This window comes from Streptomyces sp. SID12488 (genome assembly GCF_010548275.1).
Classification (GTDB): domain Bacteria; phylum Actinomycetota; class Actinomycetes; order Streptomycetales; family Streptomycetaceae; genus Streptomyces.
In genome coordinates this window covers 54,349-67,779 of record NZ_JAAGLT010000031.1, presented here as the reverse complement: position 1 = coordinate 67,779, position 13,431 = coordinate 54,349, and the positions used below count along the sequence as shown (strand labels likewise).

Sequence of the window (13,431 nt, the reverse complement as noted above, 5' to 3'; positions counted from 1 at the left end):
GCAGGTGAGGACCGGTGAGCACGGACTATCAGAAGGCGCGCGAGGATCTCGGGATCAGGCTCCGGGAACTTCGGCTCACGGCCCCTGGAGGCCGGCTCACCGGTGCACAACTCGCTGAACGACTCGGGCCCGGCTGGTCCAAGGTCAAGGTCAGCAAGCTGGAGAACGGCCGGCAGACGGCGACGGTCGAGGACCTGCGGGCGTGGGCGGACGGGACCGGTCGGCCCGAAGTGTACGAGGAACTCCTCGCCAGGCTGCGGGGGTTCGAGTCCCACATCCGCTCCTGGCGCCGCCAACTGGCCGCAGGACACAGGGCCGTTCAGGACGCGGTCACGCCCGAACACGACAGGTCGAAGGTCCTCACCATCTGGGAGCCCTGCCTGATCCCCGGCATGGTCCAGACACCGGACTACGCCCGGCACGTCTTCGTCCGGCACGCCGACCTGATGCGATCACCACGGGACACTGAGGACGCCGTACGCGCCCGCATCCAGCGGCAGGAGGGGCTGTACAGGCAGGGCAGGAAGTACCGGATCATGATGTGGGAGGGCGCCCTGCGCTCCCTGGTCTGCCCGCCGTCCGTGCTCGCGGCACAGCTTCACCACCTCGCCGGAGTCATCGGCCTGGACACCGTCGAACTCGGCATCGTCCCCTTCAGCGCCTCACTGAAGATCTACCCGGGCAACAGCTTCTGGGTCTACGACGAGCGTCTTGTGGTCGTCGAGGACTGGCACGCCGAGCTGTGGATAGACGATGCGGACAGCATCGCCACCTACTTGCGGGTCTGGAAGACGTTGCAGGAGTCGGCGGTGTACGGCACCGACGCCCAGAACCTCATCAACCACGCACGACAGGCCCTCAACTCGCGCTGACCCCGGGCATGACGAAACGCCCCCTGCACGGCCCGTGGTGGGCCGTACAGGGGGCTGAGTCAGGGGGTGTCGGTGTCAGTGTCGGCGGCGAGAGTCCTCTCAACTCGGTCGACCGCGTCCCTGAGCGACTGGCCAGAGTTGGGCCGCAGCTCGTGCTGCACGCCCTCGATGTGTTCCTCGATCCGGTCCAGGCGGACCATGACGCCGGGCCGCTCGGGAACGCCTGGACGGCTGGGAACACCCGCCCAGTCGTCGGCGAACGTGTCGACCCGCGCAATCACGCGGCGCATCCCGCGCACGCCACGCCAGATCAGGACGACGGCCGCGGCCACCGCCGCGCCCGCGATACTCCAGACCACCGCGGCGTCGACCAGCGGCACCCCGGTGCTGTCGGCCAGGACCGCCCCGGGCGTGGTCACCGGCGGATCGCCGGGTCGTCGGTACGCAGCCACCCCGGCAGCAGCGCCTGGACCCCGGGCAGTGCCATGACGCGGGCGAGACCGCCTGCCACGGCGAGGGAGCCGCCCACCCACGGCAGGGCCTCCGGCACGCCGGACGCGGCGACGATCTGCGGCAGCATCACGGCGACGCCCACGGTGGTCTGAAGGGTGGTGCGCACGGTGCGCTTCGTCGAGTCCTTCATGGGATGCCTCACTTCGTTTCGAGGGCAGCGATCCGCTTGCCCTGTGCGGTGACGGTCTTCTCCAGAGCGGAGAGCCGCTGCTCGGTGGTCAGCACCGGTACGGGCTTCGGCGGCGTCGGCGCGGGCTTCGGGGGTACCGGCGCCGGAAGCTTGGCCGGGGACCACGACGCCGGGTGCTTCAGCCGCTCGGCGACGTCCGCGCGGAACTGCTTGCCGGTGTAGGTGAACTTGCCGCGCGTGCCGTATCCCTCGACGGGCCCCTTGGGATCGATCTTCCCCTCGATGCTCGTCTCCTTGTGGTCTCCGCAGGACTCGGCAGACCATCCGTACTCGCGGCAGAACGCGGCGTTGATCCGCACCCACGCGTCGTACTGCGCCCGCGTGTACGTGTCCGTGCCGTTGCCGAGGTTCTCCGTCTCGATGCCGTACGCGACGTCGTTCCCGTCGACCGTCCCGGACGCCTTCGACGGGGCCGGGTGCACGGACGCCTCGTTGAGGAACGAGGTGTACGCGTTGAGCGCCATCAGCCCGGCATGGTTGGCCCGGCCCGCGCTGCACAGGGTGGCGAGCCCCGACTTGGCGAGGTGGATGTGGGCGAGGGGAGGGGGCAGGCCCGGCACGCCGTTCTTCGCCACGACGGCCAGACTGTCCGAGCCTGCCGTGTGGTGGTTGAGCACCATGTGCACGGGGCCGAAGGTCTTGCCGGTCTCGTCGTCGCGCTCGCGCGTACGCCAGCCCGGGTACTCGGCGACCTTGACGCCCTCGGCTTTGAGGACTGCGACGAGCCTGTCGGCGGTGAGCGGTATGGCCATGAGGTCTCCAGACATGACGAAAGCCCCGGCCGGACGGCGCGGGGCTGCAGGGATGGGGCGGGCGGGGATCAGCCGGGCATGGGCGGGATCTCGACGAAGTACAACTCGTATCCGGCTTGCGCGAGGACGGTCGGGTATCCGTCGCCGGTGCCCGAGATGATGAACCAGTCGCCGAGGTTCGCGGTCTGCTTGTAGCCGTCGCGGTCGGTGTAGGTGAGGACCGTTCCGGTGTCGGACACGAACCCGAGGGCCGTGCACCAGACGCCCGCGATGTGCGTCCCGTTGGTGCCGTCGTAGCGGATGCTGTCCCTGCGCGGGGTGACAAAGGGCATGGGTGAGTGCTCCTCAGGCGGTGCGGGTCAGGGTGAGGCGGGATCCGGCGCGCACGTTGGTGGCCACGGCGTTGGATGTGTCCTGGGCCCACTGGAGTTGCAGGGTGCCCGCCGTCCCGGCGGTGGTGAGGGTGCCGAAGACGAGGGCTACAGTGCCCGTGCTGTCGCCGCCGCCGAACGAGGCGGCCTCGACGATGGTGCGGGTCTGCATGTTGACGCTGGTGACGGCGGTGGACGAGTTGGCGGTGGTGTTGGCGCCGTGGACACCCCAGTTCATGGCGGCGCCGGCCGGGCCGGTCCATCCGACCTTGATGTCTCCGGCAACCGTCGCGTCGGAGTCGTGCAGCAGCAGCAAGGCCACCTCGTAGGTGGCGTTGGCCTCGACCGGCACGAACAGCTGGTCGTCGTTTTGCAGGGTGGTGCTGCTGGTGACGGACTCGTTGGCGGTCTTGGTCGCCGTGACCGGGCACATCGACTCCAGGAAGGCGGCGGTGACTTTCGTGCCGGCGTAGACCGGGGGGTACGTGGCCACGCGGGTGCCTCCCTAGAGGGCGATGATCATCGGTTGGGCGAGGGCCAGAGTCGTGCCCGACAGGTGCGACTTGACGATGCCGTTGACGGACCGTGCGCTGATGGTGAACGTCTGCGGATTCGACGTCCCGGAGATGGCGGACACGGTCATGACCTCGCCGCCCATGCGGATGTCGAAGGGGAAGTCGGCTGCCGCCGTTGTCCACCGGGGTCCGGCCGTCGTGTTCACGGACAGGGACAGCGCGCCGGAGGTGACGCCGGCGGCGAGTTCGCTGCCGCTGGTGTCGGCGTGCCCGAGCAGGTCGTCGCCGATGACGCCCACGACCCACGGCGATCCCGGGGTGCAGTTGAACTCCAGGTCCCAGTCGACGGGGTGGCCGATGGTCTCGGTGTAGCCCTGGGCGAGCAGGTCGATGGGGCCGGGCGGCAGCCAGGCGGGCGGGTTGGCGATCGTGATGCGGTCCCCGGAGTCGATGCCGGTGACGCTGTCGATCAGTGAGGGCGCGGCGGCCAGGTCGACGCGCAGGACCGGATAGCGGGCCTCGTCGACGGTCCCCAGGTGCAGACGCCAGTAGGCCTGCGGTTCGGCCTGGTCGTCGTCGTACAGGTTGAGGGTGACCGATTCGTCGTACACGCCGACGCCGTTCGGCGGGGCCGCCGTGGACAGGGCGCCGGTGTCGAGGGTGACGCGTGCGGAGGCGCCGTCGGCGCGCTGCACGGTGATGTCGTTGCGCACCCCCTGGTCGTCGTCGACGGGTTCCAGCGGCGGTGCCACATGCCCGGCGGTCAGGTAGTTGAGGGCGAGGGAGACGGGCTGGTTGTAGAGGGAGTTGCGGTCGCGGTAGGCGAGGCCGACGCTCTCGCGCCGCTCGTAGAGGATCCCGCCGTCGGCGTCCCCAGCCTCCTCGAACAGGGTGAGCAGAGCGTCCGGGCGCTGTACGCCGACCTGCTCCTGTGCGGCCGGGTCGCCGTACAGGGTGAGGGGCAGGGTCTCCTCGGCGGCCAGGCGGGTCATGCGTTCGCCGGCGGTTTCTCCCGCCCAGGCGTCGATGGCGCGGTCGTAGGCCACGGTGGTGTTGGTGGGCCAGGCCGAGATGTGGCCGATGGCCATGCCGTCCAGGTCTGCGGAGTAGCCGTCGGGCGGGGATGCCACGCCGGTCGCACGGCCCACGGTGCCGGCGAACGAAGCGAAGGCGTTGCCGGCGTCACCGCCGACGTCCGTCCAGGTGATGACCCAGTCGACGTTGCCGCCGTTCTGGGTCGCGGTGAACCGGACATTGATCCAGGCGCCGTAGAGGTCGGTGCCGGTGGCCACGTCCTGCGTGAAGACGGTCGCTCCGTCGGTGTCCAGGCCGAAGATGCGTGTGAGGTTGTTGCGTTGCTGGATGTACCACTCCGCCACGGTGCCGGTGGACAGGATCCGCATGAACGTGCGCAGGGTCGTGTTCGCGGTGTCGAGGCGGTAGATGTAGCGCACGGCCCAGCTGGTGGGCGCCGGGGAGGGCGCGGGGACGATGCCGTGCATGCGGGGCAGGCTGGTGCCGCTGGAGGCGAGGACGGGCAGCGGGTTGGACGAGGGCAGGGTGTCGGCGCCGGCCCAGGTGGCGTTGGTGAGGGTGAGCGGGGCGACGCCGGCGATGGGGCTGTAGGCGCGGCTGGCGGCTGCGCCTTCCTCCATGGGCCAGTAGGCGAGCGGGGTGTAGGAGGGGATGCGGCGGCGCAGCGTGGAGTCGAGGGCCTTGGTGCCCTGGCCGAGGCGGCGCAGGATCCCGGCGGCCTCGACCGGTACCCGTACGTCCCGCCCGGAGACGTCCCAGCGGGAGGGCCAGGACGAGATCTCTCCGATGAACCGGGTACGGCGGTTGGTGATCGCCGCCGGGGCGTTCACCGTCCAGGTCAGGCCCGCGCTGTCCACGAAGCTGCCCGCGCCGACGGCCGGGGCGCTGAAGTCCGGGCTGGCCACGATGGACCCGCCGATACCCGAGCGGATCTCCGCCTTGTGGAAGCGGCCGTTGGGCTGGGTGAAGCCGACGTCCGTGGCGCGGCCGACCCGCAGTGCGGTCGCCGAGTTGAAGATGGACGTCGTCCCGGCCTGCACGACCGGACTGCCGAACTGGGTCCACGGCCCGGACGTCCCCGAGGGGGCGGTGTAGAAGGTGACGGTGCGCCCGCCGGAGCCGTTGTCGACGTCCAGCGTCACCCGCACGGCGAGGCGGCCGGACGCCGTGTTGGGGAAGGGAAGGGTCGACGACGCCGACAGGGTGGCGGTGCCGTCCGCCGACCACTCGAAGTACAGGGCCCTGTTCCGGGTGCCGAGGAACCAGCTCTTCGAGCCGCCCGCGAACCCCAGCTTTCCCACCAACTGTGTGGTGGACCCGCTCCCGGCCGCGTAGTCGGTCCAGTTGGACAGGGTGGCGTCGACCCGTACATCGAGGTCCCCGGTGATGTCGAGGGCCGCCGTGTCCGGGGTGGACGCGACGGCGCTGGACGAGCCGGGCAGCTCGAGGAACGAGGTGCCTGCCTTGACCGAGACACGAATGAGGGTGTTGCGGCCGATGAGCAGGTAGTACGGCGACAGCGGATTGCGCGGGCTGTACTTGCCGAGCCGGTTGTTGAAGACGAGCGTGCACTTGCCCGGGTCGACCCGCACGCCCTCGTCGGCCCGGCCCCGGCTGATGACGATCTTGTTGGCGACGTACACGTCCGACGTGACGTCGACCCACGCGCCGCCGATCCACAGCTCGACCAGCACGCTCAGCGGGGTCTGAGGGAACACCATGTCGAGCCCCCTTTCAGCTGGTGAGGATCTGGATGCTGCCGCGCCCGTCGACCCGGACCGTCTTGCGCAGCAGCTTCTTGAACTCGCCCTCGGCGAATTCGAGCCGGACCACGACCGCCCCGCCGCCCGCCTGCGCACCCATCAGCGGCGCCATGCCGGTGGTCAGGGGCCGGGAGGGCGTGGCGAGTTCGGGGTCGACGAGGCCTCGCATGGTCTTGTCGAGGACGCCGCGGTTGTCCTCGGCACCCATGGCGATACCGGGCGGCAGCCAGTGCCCGATCTCGTCGCCCATGAGCTTCGACGGGGAGCCGATACCGAGGGCATCGGCGATCGGGCCGGGGATCATGTCCTTGGCCCAGCCGATCAGCGTGCTCCGCAGCCAGGAGCCCATCGACTTGATGCCGTTCCACAGGCCGGTCACGATGCTCTGGCCCTTGCCGTAGAGCAGGCTGCCCAGGGATCCGACCGCCCTGCCGATCCGCCCCGGCAGGCCGGACATCCAGCCGACCAGGGAAACGGCCTTGCTGACGGCTGCGTCCTTGAGGGACTGGAAGGCGCGCGAGGCCGTGTTGCGCAGACTCCCGGCCAGGCTGGACAGGGCCCTGAGGAGACGGCCGGGCAGGCCGATCTGCCACTGGACCAGTGCCAGCATCTTGTTGATGGCCCAGTCCTTTGCCGATCCGAACCAGCCCGCGAACTTCCCGGGCAGCGTGCCGAACCACTTGAAGCGGTCCGACAGCCAGGAGACGGTCGCACCGAACGCGGTGGTGATGGCACCCCAGACGGTGGACCAGATGTCCTGGAACCAGGTGGTCTTCGTCGCGATGATGACGATCACGGCGACCAGGGCGACGATGGCGAGGATGATCCAGGTGATCGGCGAGGCGAACAGGGCGGTGTTGAACAGCCACTGGGCGCCCGTCGCGATCGTGGTCGCCGCGGCCCACGCGGTCTGGGCGGCGGTCCACACCATCATCCCGCCCTTGATCAGCAGGACGGCGCCCGCGATCCCGCCAAGGGTGTAGGCGAGCGGCTCGAACGCGGCGGAGTTGTCAGTGGCGAACTGGACGAACGTGCCGCCGACTTCGGCCAGCTTGACGATGGCCTGCCGCTTGAAGGTCTCCAGGGCTGCGGACGGGCTGTCGCTGACGGTCTTGGCCATCTTGTCCGCGGCGCCGCCGACCTTGCCGAGGGCGGTGACAGCCGAGGAGGGGTCCAGCTTGTACAACGCGGACCCAAGGTCTTCGGCCTGGGTACCGAACAGGGCGGACGCGGCAGCCGCCTGTTCGACCGGGTCCTTGATGCCGCGGAGTCGGTCGAGGGTCTCGTCCAGGGCCTGCGTGGCACCTTTGCCGCCCTTGCCGATGCGGTCGGCCATGGTCTGGGCGTCCAGGCCGATCGCCGTGAAGCCCTGCGCGGTCGTCTTCGAGCCGTCGATGGCCCGGATGCTGAACTCCTTGACCGCGTCGGCGACCAGGTCGGCGTCCCGGGCGCCGCCCTTGAGGCCCTGGGAGAGCAGGCCCATGGCGGTCTGGCCGTCCAGGCCGAACTTCTTCCACTGCACGCCGTACTCGTTGACGGTGTCCAACAGGTCGTCGGCCTTGTTGGCGCCGGTCTGGAAGCCCCGGGTGAGGATGTCGAACGCCTCGTCGGCGTTCTTCGCCAGGCCGGTCTTGAGCATCTGGCCGACCGCGGCCGTGGTCGGGCCGACCTCTTGGTCGAACGTCTGCGCCAGGGCGAGGGCCTTGCTGGTGACGCCCTCCAGGCCGCCCTTGGCCTTGGAGACGTCCCCGATGTTCTGGTAGACGCCCTTGATGGCCTCGTTGACCTGCTCGGTGGAGTCGCCCCAGTTGTTGGCGTAGACGTCCGCCGACACCTTGGACAGCTTCGCGGCCTCGGCCGGGCCGACGCCGAGCTGCGCGGCGAGCTTCGCGTTGGCCGCCGACATGTCGAGCGCGGCGGCCACACCGACCCCGAGGCCGGCCGCCACTCCGGTGGCGATGCCCGTGGCCGCGGCGTCGAACTTCTCCCGGACCTTGCCCAGCGTCTCCGTGGCCTGGTCGCGGGCGACCAGGTTGAACACGAGCGAGGTGTCACTCATGACTCACCCCCTGATGACAGGGGGCGTCATCGCCCCGACTTGAGCTTCTCGTTGGCTTTCTGCTGCGCCTCGGCGTAGGCGTCCAGCCAGCCCAGGTAGGTGTCCGTCTCCTCGACGGTGAAGGTGTCCCAGTCCCTGCCCTTGATCCCGAGCAGGTGCGCGGCGTCGCCGAGTCGCCTCATCCGGCGATCGGCAGACTCGCTTTTCCCTGCTCGTCAGGGTCCTCGAACGCCTCGTCGATCTCCTCGTCGAGCTTGGCCAGGACCGCGTCCAGCTGCGCGGCGGGCACGGAGTCGACGACGCTCTTGCGCATCTCGCGCAGCTCACCCTTGGAGTGCTCCAAAGTGAGTTCGTCCCATGCGAAGTCGACGTCCTCGTACTTCACGCCCGGGTGCACGCGCTTGAGGTACATGAACAGCAGCGCGCGCCGACACAGGCTGTTGCCCTTCATGACGTCCTGGGTGAACTCGGTGAAGTTCTTCCCGGTGCGCCGCTCCAGCATCTCTCGCTCGGCCGACATGAGCTTCTTGGGGTTGTACTTCCAGCGCTGCGGTTCTTCGCTGCCCTCGGGCTGGTAGACCAGGTACACGGCTTGCTCCTATCGGGCCCGGGCGGCGATCCGCCGGGCCATGTCTTCCATGGCCTGGTTGACGGCCTGTTTGTAGAGGGCTTCGCGGCCGGTGAAGGAGCGGTCGAACCACTCGATCTTTCCGCGCTGGGTGACCCAGTTGTTCCGGTTGCCGTACACGGGGTGGCGCCAGCCGGACGCCCTGTTCGTGCGCTTGGGCGCGTTGGGGAAGCCGCGGATGTTCTTGGTCTTGAAGGCCTTCACGCGGGCGCCGGACCAGTGCCCGCCGAGCTTGACCTCGGGTCGGATCTTCCGGGCGATCGACGAGCGCAGCGCGGGCATGGCGCCCTGCGTCGAGACCATCGCCATGATGGAGTCCTTGGCCTGCTGGGCGCCGGGACGCAGGGCGTCGCGCATGTTCTTCGCGAGGTCTTTGCGCAGGGCCTTGCCGTCTTCCTCGGCGCGGATGGCCCGCACCAGCGCGGCCAGCCCGTCGACGTTCTCCACGGCGAGGGAGAACGGCGGCCCGCCGGCCATCAGACGGTCGCCCTCGTCACGGCCCCCGAGGTGGGGAAGCCCAGCGACACGGTGGCCTCGTCACCGACCGACCCGGTGATCGGGTTCCAGCCGCTGATCAGAATCGAGCCGGTGTACTTCGGGTTGGACGTGCTGACCGCGGCCTGGTCGGAGCGCACCTCGAACGGCACGACCGTGCCGAGCAGCGGCCACATGATGGCGTCCAGCTTGGTCGCGGCGAAGTCGTTGAGGAACTCGCAGCCGAGGTCACCGGACTTGAGGCCGCCGATGACTTCCTTCCAGCCGAGGCTGGCGTAGGTGGTGACGTCCTTCTGCTCCACCTCGACCGTCAGCTCGGCCTTCTTCGTGTACTCGTTGAGGACGTTGGCGTTGATGGACAGGTACTCGGCGAGCAGAACCATCTTGGGCACGGCTGGCCCCCTTTCCGGGCATGGCGAGGAACCCGGACCGAGGCCGGCCGGGCAGAGGTGGGATGCGGGCTATCCGGTGCCGAGGCTGGCAGCGAACAGGAAGCTGGGCGTGGTGCCGCTGATCGTCCAGGCGACGCGCCACCAGGTGTCCGTGATGGCGGTGCCGTCCGTGCGCAGGATCTGCCCGCCCACAGCGGTCGCCGCGGTGAACGTCAGCCGGGTCGTCGGTGAGGCGAACGTGTTGTCCACGCTGGACTCCACGCGCGCGGTGATCGACGGGGTGGTGCCGGCCACGGACAGCACGTGCAGCGCCGCGTACATGCGCTTGTTCAGGGCGACGGCGCCGACCTGGAGGCCGGTGCCCGTGCCGGTGGCGGTGCGCGCGGTGCCGGGCGGGTGGGCGAACTGGCCGCGTACCAGGGGCCACGCGGACTTTGCGGACGACGTCCAGGGCGCGACCGCGCCGACCTCGCCGAACAGCTTGTAGTCGGCGCGCAGTGCGTTGGTGAAGTACGCCAGATCGCCCACGGCCGCGCCGTTGTTGGCGCTGACCGACCAGGGGCCGACCCCGCCGAGCTGCGCCCACGCCGCGTTGTCGACCTTCGTCACGTCGCCGGCCTCCCACTGCCCCTCGCCGGAGATCTCCGCCGAGGCCAGCCCGCCCACCACCTCCTTGTAGCCCGAAGAGCCGTAGTTCGTGGTCGCCTTGACCTCCACCTCGGAGGACAACTCGATCTTGTTGGACACGCCGGTCAGGTCGACACCGACCGCGAAGGTACGGACGTTGAGCAGGACGGTCTTACTCACTGCCGTCTCCCTTCCTGCTGCTCTTACGGGCACGCGGCCGGGGCTGGTCGAGGACTTCCTCGGCGACGCCGGACGCCACCAGGTGGGCGGCGACCGCTGTGGGCAGGTCGTCGATCTCGCTGCCCTCGGCGGGCCAGGGGCGGTCGTACAGGACGGCGCCGGCGGGCATGCCCGCGAGGATGCGGACCTTCATCAGGTGCTCCCGTCTCCGATGACCTTGACGGCCAGCTCGGCGCCGACATAGCTGGATCCCTGGTGCTCGTACCAGCGGTAGCCCTGCACCCGTTCCAGGTGCAGGTCATCGGCCGCGCCCCCGAGGGCCAGCTCGCCCGGGGCGCCCCGGGCCGTTTCGAGGGCCTGCTTGAGCGAGGCGACGCCCGCCCCGGACAGCAGCGCGTCCAGGACCCGCTGAGACGACCGGTCATCCGCGCGGCCTGCCAGCACGCGGCAGGTGAACATCAGCTCGTCCGTACCGCGGCCCATGGTCTTGTCGAAGTTGATGTCGACCTCGGCGACGAAGAAACAGGGGACGACCACCGAGTCCGGTACGTAGCCGGTGGACGTCAGCTTCCCGATACCGGCGGGCAGGACGACCGCGCGGGCGGCGTCGGCGAGGGCGTTGCGGACAGCGGAGATCTGCACAGTGCGCCCCCTTATCCGAAGCCCGGCAGGATGTACGGCTCGATCAGCGCCCACACGTCCGGGTCCCGGCGGGAGAGGTTGCGCACGCCCCACTCGGCCGACCCGATGATGCCCTCGGGGGAGTCCTTGCGCTTGTAGAGGCGGGAGGCCTGGATCATCGCGGCCTCGGCGATGTCGTCCGGAACGGCCGGCCAGCCGAACCGGGCGGTCACCCGAAGCCGGGTCGTCGCGATGCCCCACGTCGCCAGAGGCCGCAGCAGGCCGGTGATCGGCTTGCCGTCCGCCAGGGCGTTGTCGGGGGACGTCTCATATCCGGTGACCGCGCTCCAGGACGCTCCCGATCCGGTCTCGACGATCAGCCCGGCCGCGCTGCCGATGTCGTCGATGAGGAACAGGTCACCGTCGTCCTCGCGCACGATGCTGCCGCGCGGGTTGAACGTGCGCTGCACAGCCGTCGCGTCGAGCCAGAAGCGGCGGCCACAGGTCTTGTCGATGCTCCGGGACGCGGACCGGCGGGCCCGGTCCAGCAGCGCGTCGCGGGTGTCGTCGGTGGCCTCGATGCCGAGCTGGGTCTTCAGGTCTTCCAGGGTGACGTACTCGTTGGCCACGTCACGCCTTCTCGCTGTCCCGCGTCCGGCGGCCCTTCGGCGGTGTCGAACGCGACGCAGCAGTGGGGGTGTTCTGTGCGGCCGGAGGCTCGACACCGCGCAGGCGCAGCTGCTCGTCGACCTGGTCGGTCCGGTCGTCCATGCCGCGCACGGCGTAGCCCTCCCGCTCGCGCAGCAGGGCGGCGACCATCGGATCCTCGGTCTGCGATTCCTCGCTCATGCTCTCTCCCTCAGACGTGGGTGGACCGTGCGGGCCCGCCGGAGTCGTGGCGGGCCCGCACGGTGAGGGATCAGACGCCGGTGAACGTCGGCGCGATGAGCCCGGTGCCCGCGATCTTCCGGGCGTGGGCGTAGCGGGCGTGGGTGTACGCGAAGTAGCCGTACACGACCATCAGGACGCCGAGGCTGGCGGCCTTGGGCTGCTCGGCCCGGATGTACATCGGGGCGTTCGGGTCCTCCCACAGGTGGCATTCCTGGCGGTCCACCAGGTAGATCTCGTCCTCGGTGCCGCCGCCGAGGGTGGTGGCGATGTTGTTGTCGACGATGACCGGGGTGCCGTTGGGCAGGACGCCGCGTACTCCGCTGCCGTAGGTGGTGGCGTAGTTGGCGCCCAGGGTCTGCGCCACGATGCCCGGCTGCGTGATCATGGGCCAGGTCGCGGCCATGGCGTTCTGCATCCAGTACCAGCGGCGTGAGTGCATGACCGCGATGTTGTCGCCGGTCGCCATGTCGAGCAGTGCCGCCTCGACGCCCGACAGCCCCTCGATGATCTTCGGGTAGGCCTCGGCGACGGTCGGGGTGGCGTCGGTGTAGGCGACGGTGGTGGCCACGTTGGTCAGGCCGTTGGTGGCCTGGTTGAGGAGCGTGGAATCCAGCGTCGTCGCGTACCGCCGGAACAGGTCGTCCAGGACCACCGGCTCCACGCCTGCGCCCCGCTCGATGGCCTGCCGGGACAGCGTCTGCTGGCCCGCGTTGGTCTGCACCGAGATGGGCAGCAGCGTGTCGTCGATGTCCGTCTCGGAGACGGCCGCGTTCTCCGTCTGCAGCGCGGTGCTGGTCGACGTCGTGATGCGGGAGATGTTGACCGTCATGCCCTGCGCGGGCAGGTCGTGCGGGCGGCACGAGTCCGCGAACGGACGGCGCGCAGCCGCGGCCGGGGCGTACAGGTCGGTCAGGTACTGCGGCACGACCAGGCCCGCGAACGCGCCCGTGCCCGCCGCACGCTGCCCGGTGCGCGGGTCGAGCTGGTCGCCACGCTCCACACGCTCCTCAGCCATGTGCTGGCCAAGGCGGCCCTGGGCCTCGTAGTCGCCCATGAACGCGGCGGCGACGTCACCCTCGAACGCCGCGCCGCGCCGGTCCTGGTCGGGCCGGTAGGTGCGCTCCTCGGCACCCACCCGGTGCACCCGGTCGTAGGCCGGTGCCCGGTGGGCGGCCGGGACGGTGCGCGCCTGCAGAGCGGTCACCTCGTCCTCGCGGACCTGCTCGGCCTCCAGCCCATCGAGCGCGGCCTGGCGGCGGGTGACCTCGGCGTCGGCCGCGTCACGGGTGGCGACCCGCGCGGTGACCGCGTCCTCGGTCAGGTTGTCGTCGGAGCGCAGCGCCATCAGCGCGTCCTGCTCCTGCTGTCGTGCGGTGATCGCCGTGTCCAGGGCGGTGCGCGCCTGGGCGATCAGCTCGGCGAGGGTCATCCTCGTCGTCCTTTCGTCGTCGTGATTCAGGCGCCCCGTGTCCAGACAGACGGCCACCCGAGGCATCGCGCCGGGTGGTCTCGTGCGCGCAGAGCGCA

18 protein-coding genes are annotated in these 13,431 nt (G+C 70.0%); 1 reads left to right on the top strand and 17 read right to left on the bottom strand.

Going from position 1 to position 13,431, the window contains the following annotated elements; all coding sequences use genetic code 11:
- Positions 1 to 14 precede the first annotated feature (14 nt).
- Positions 15 to 872: a helix-turn-helix transcriptional regulator gene (locus G3I56_RS34460; RefSeq protein WP_164415999.1), complete on the top strand. Its 858-nt coding sequence runs from the start codon at positions 15 to 17 to the stop codon at positions 870 to 872.
- A gap of 59 nt (positions 873 to 931) precedes the next feature.
- Here G3I56_RS34460 and G3I56_RS34455 read toward each other — a convergent pair whose 3' ends face one another.
- The 17 genes from G3I56_RS34455 to G3I56_RS34375 all read right to left on the bottom strand — a co-directional run bounded on the left by G3I56_RS34455 (position 932) and on the right by G3I56_RS34375 (position 13,333).
- A complete protein-coding gene (locus G3I56_RS34455; RefSeq protein WP_343240136.1) occupies positions 932 to 1,291 on the bottom strand; it encodes a hypothetical protein in 360 nt (119 codons plus the stop codon).
- Positions 1,288 to 1,515 carry a hypothetical protein gene (locus G3I56_RS34450; protein ID WP_164415997.1) on the bottom strand — a complete coding sequence of 76 codons (228 nt, stop codon included), beginning with the start codon at positions 1,513 to 1,515 and terminating at the stop codon, positions 1,288 to 1,290. Before G3I56_RS34450 ends, G3I56_RS34455 begins: the two co-directional genes overlap by 4 nt.
- Before the next feature lie 8 nt (positions 1,516 to 1,523).
- Positions 1,524 to 2,327 (bottom strand): N-acetylmuramoyl-L-alanine amidase, encoded by an 804-nt coding sequence (locus tag G3I56_RS34445; protein ID WP_164415995.1) that lies wholly within the window; start codon positions 2,325 to 2,327, stop codon positions 1,524 to 1,526.
- A gap of 68 nt (positions 2,328 to 2,395) precedes the next feature.
- Positions 2,396 to 2,659: a hypothetical protein gene (locus tag G3I56_RS34440; RefSeq protein WP_164415993.1), complete on the bottom strand. Its 264-nt coding sequence runs from the start codon at positions 2,657 to 2,659 to the stop codon at positions 2,396 to 2,398.
- 13 nt (positions 2,660 to 2,672) lie between these two features.
- Positions 2,673 to 3,191, bottom strand: coding sequence for a hypothetical protein (locus tag G3I56_RS34435; RefSeq protein ID WP_164415991.1), 519 nt, complete (start codon positions 3,189 to 3,191; stop codon positions 2,673 to 2,675).
- Between the two features lie 12 nt (positions 3,192 to 3,203).
- Positions 3,204 to 5,969: a hypothetical protein gene (locus G3I56_RS34430; RefSeq protein WP_164415989.1), complete on the bottom strand. Its 2,766-nt coding sequence runs from the start codon at positions 5,967 to 5,969 to the stop codon at positions 3,204 to 3,206.
- Positions 5,970 to 5,982: 13 nt separating this feature from the next.
- Positions 5,983 to 8,070, bottom strand: coding sequence for a phage tail tape measure protein (locus G3I56_RS34425; RefSeq protein ID WP_164415987.1), 2,088 nt, complete (start codon positions 8,068 to 8,070; stop codon positions 5,983 to 5,985).
- A 26-nt stretch (positions 8,071 to 8,096) separates the two neighbouring features.
- Complete coding sequence (locus G3I56_RS34420; protein WP_164415985.1) at positions 8,097 to 8,252, bottom strand: hypothetical protein; 156 nt, start codon at positions 8,250 to 8,252, stop codon at positions 8,097 to 8,099.
- Entirely contained in the window at positions 8,249 to 8,659 is a 411-nt protein-coding gene (locus G3I56_RS34415) for a hypothetical protein (protein WP_164415983.1), read from the bottom strand. The genes G3I56_RS34420 and G3I56_RS34415 overlap by 4 nt, the downstream gene beginning before the upstream one ends.
- Before the next feature lie 9 nt (positions 8,660 to 8,668).
- Entirely contained in the window at positions 8,669 to 9,175 is a 507-nt protein-coding gene (locus tag G3I56_RS34410; protein ID WP_239135278.1) for a hypothetical protein, read from the bottom strand.
- Positions 9,175 to 9,576, bottom strand: a complete 402-nt coding sequence (locus G3I56_RS34405) for a phage tail tube protein (protein ID WP_203691352.1) — start codon at positions 9,574 to 9,576, stop codon at positions 9,175 to 9,177. Before G3I56_RS34405 ends, G3I56_RS34410 begins: the two co-directional genes overlap by 1 nt.
- A 78-nt stretch (positions 9,577 to 9,654) precedes the next feature.
- Positions 9,655 to 10,392 carry a hypothetical protein gene (locus G3I56_RS34400; protein ID WP_164415979.1) on the bottom strand — a complete coding sequence of 246 codons (738 nt, stop codon included), beginning with the start codon at positions 10,390 to 10,392 and terminating at the stop codon, positions 9,655 to 9,657.
- Positions 10,385 to 10,585 carry a hypothetical protein gene (locus G3I56_RS34395; protein WP_164415977.1) on the bottom strand — a complete coding sequence of 67 codons (201 nt, stop codon included), beginning with the start codon at positions 10,583 to 10,585 and terminating at the stop codon, positions 10,385 to 10,387. The genes G3I56_RS34400 and G3I56_RS34395 overlap by 8 nt, the downstream gene beginning before the upstream one ends.
- Positions 10,585 to 11,034, bottom strand: a complete 450-nt coding sequence (locus G3I56_RS34390; RefSeq protein WP_164415975.1) for a hypothetical protein — start codon at positions 11,032 to 11,034, stop codon at positions 10,585 to 10,587. Before G3I56_RS34390 ends, G3I56_RS34395 begins: the two co-directional genes overlap by 1 nt.
- Positions 11,035 to 11,045: 11 nt before the next feature.
- Positions 11,046 to 11,642 (bottom strand): phage head-tail connector protein, encoded by a 597-nt coding sequence (locus tag G3I56_RS34385; RefSeq protein WP_164415973.1) that lies wholly within the window; start codon positions 11,640 to 11,642, stop codon positions 11,046 to 11,048.
- 1 nt (position 11,643) lies between these two features.
- The gene (locus G3I56_RS34380) at positions 11,644 to 11,862 is read right to left on the bottom strand and encodes a hypothetical protein (protein WP_164415971.1); all 219 of its coding nucleotides are present in this window, start codon (positions 11,860 to 11,862) and stop codon (positions 11,644 to 11,646) included.
- A gap of 70 nt (positions 11,863 to 11,932) precedes the next feature.
- Complete coding sequence (locus tag G3I56_RS34375; RefSeq protein WP_164415969.1) at positions 11,933 to 13,333, bottom strand: hypothetical protein; 1,401 nt, start codon at positions 13,331 to 13,333, stop codon at positions 11,933 to 11,935.
- Positions 13,334 to 13,431: the final 98 nt, after the last annotated feature.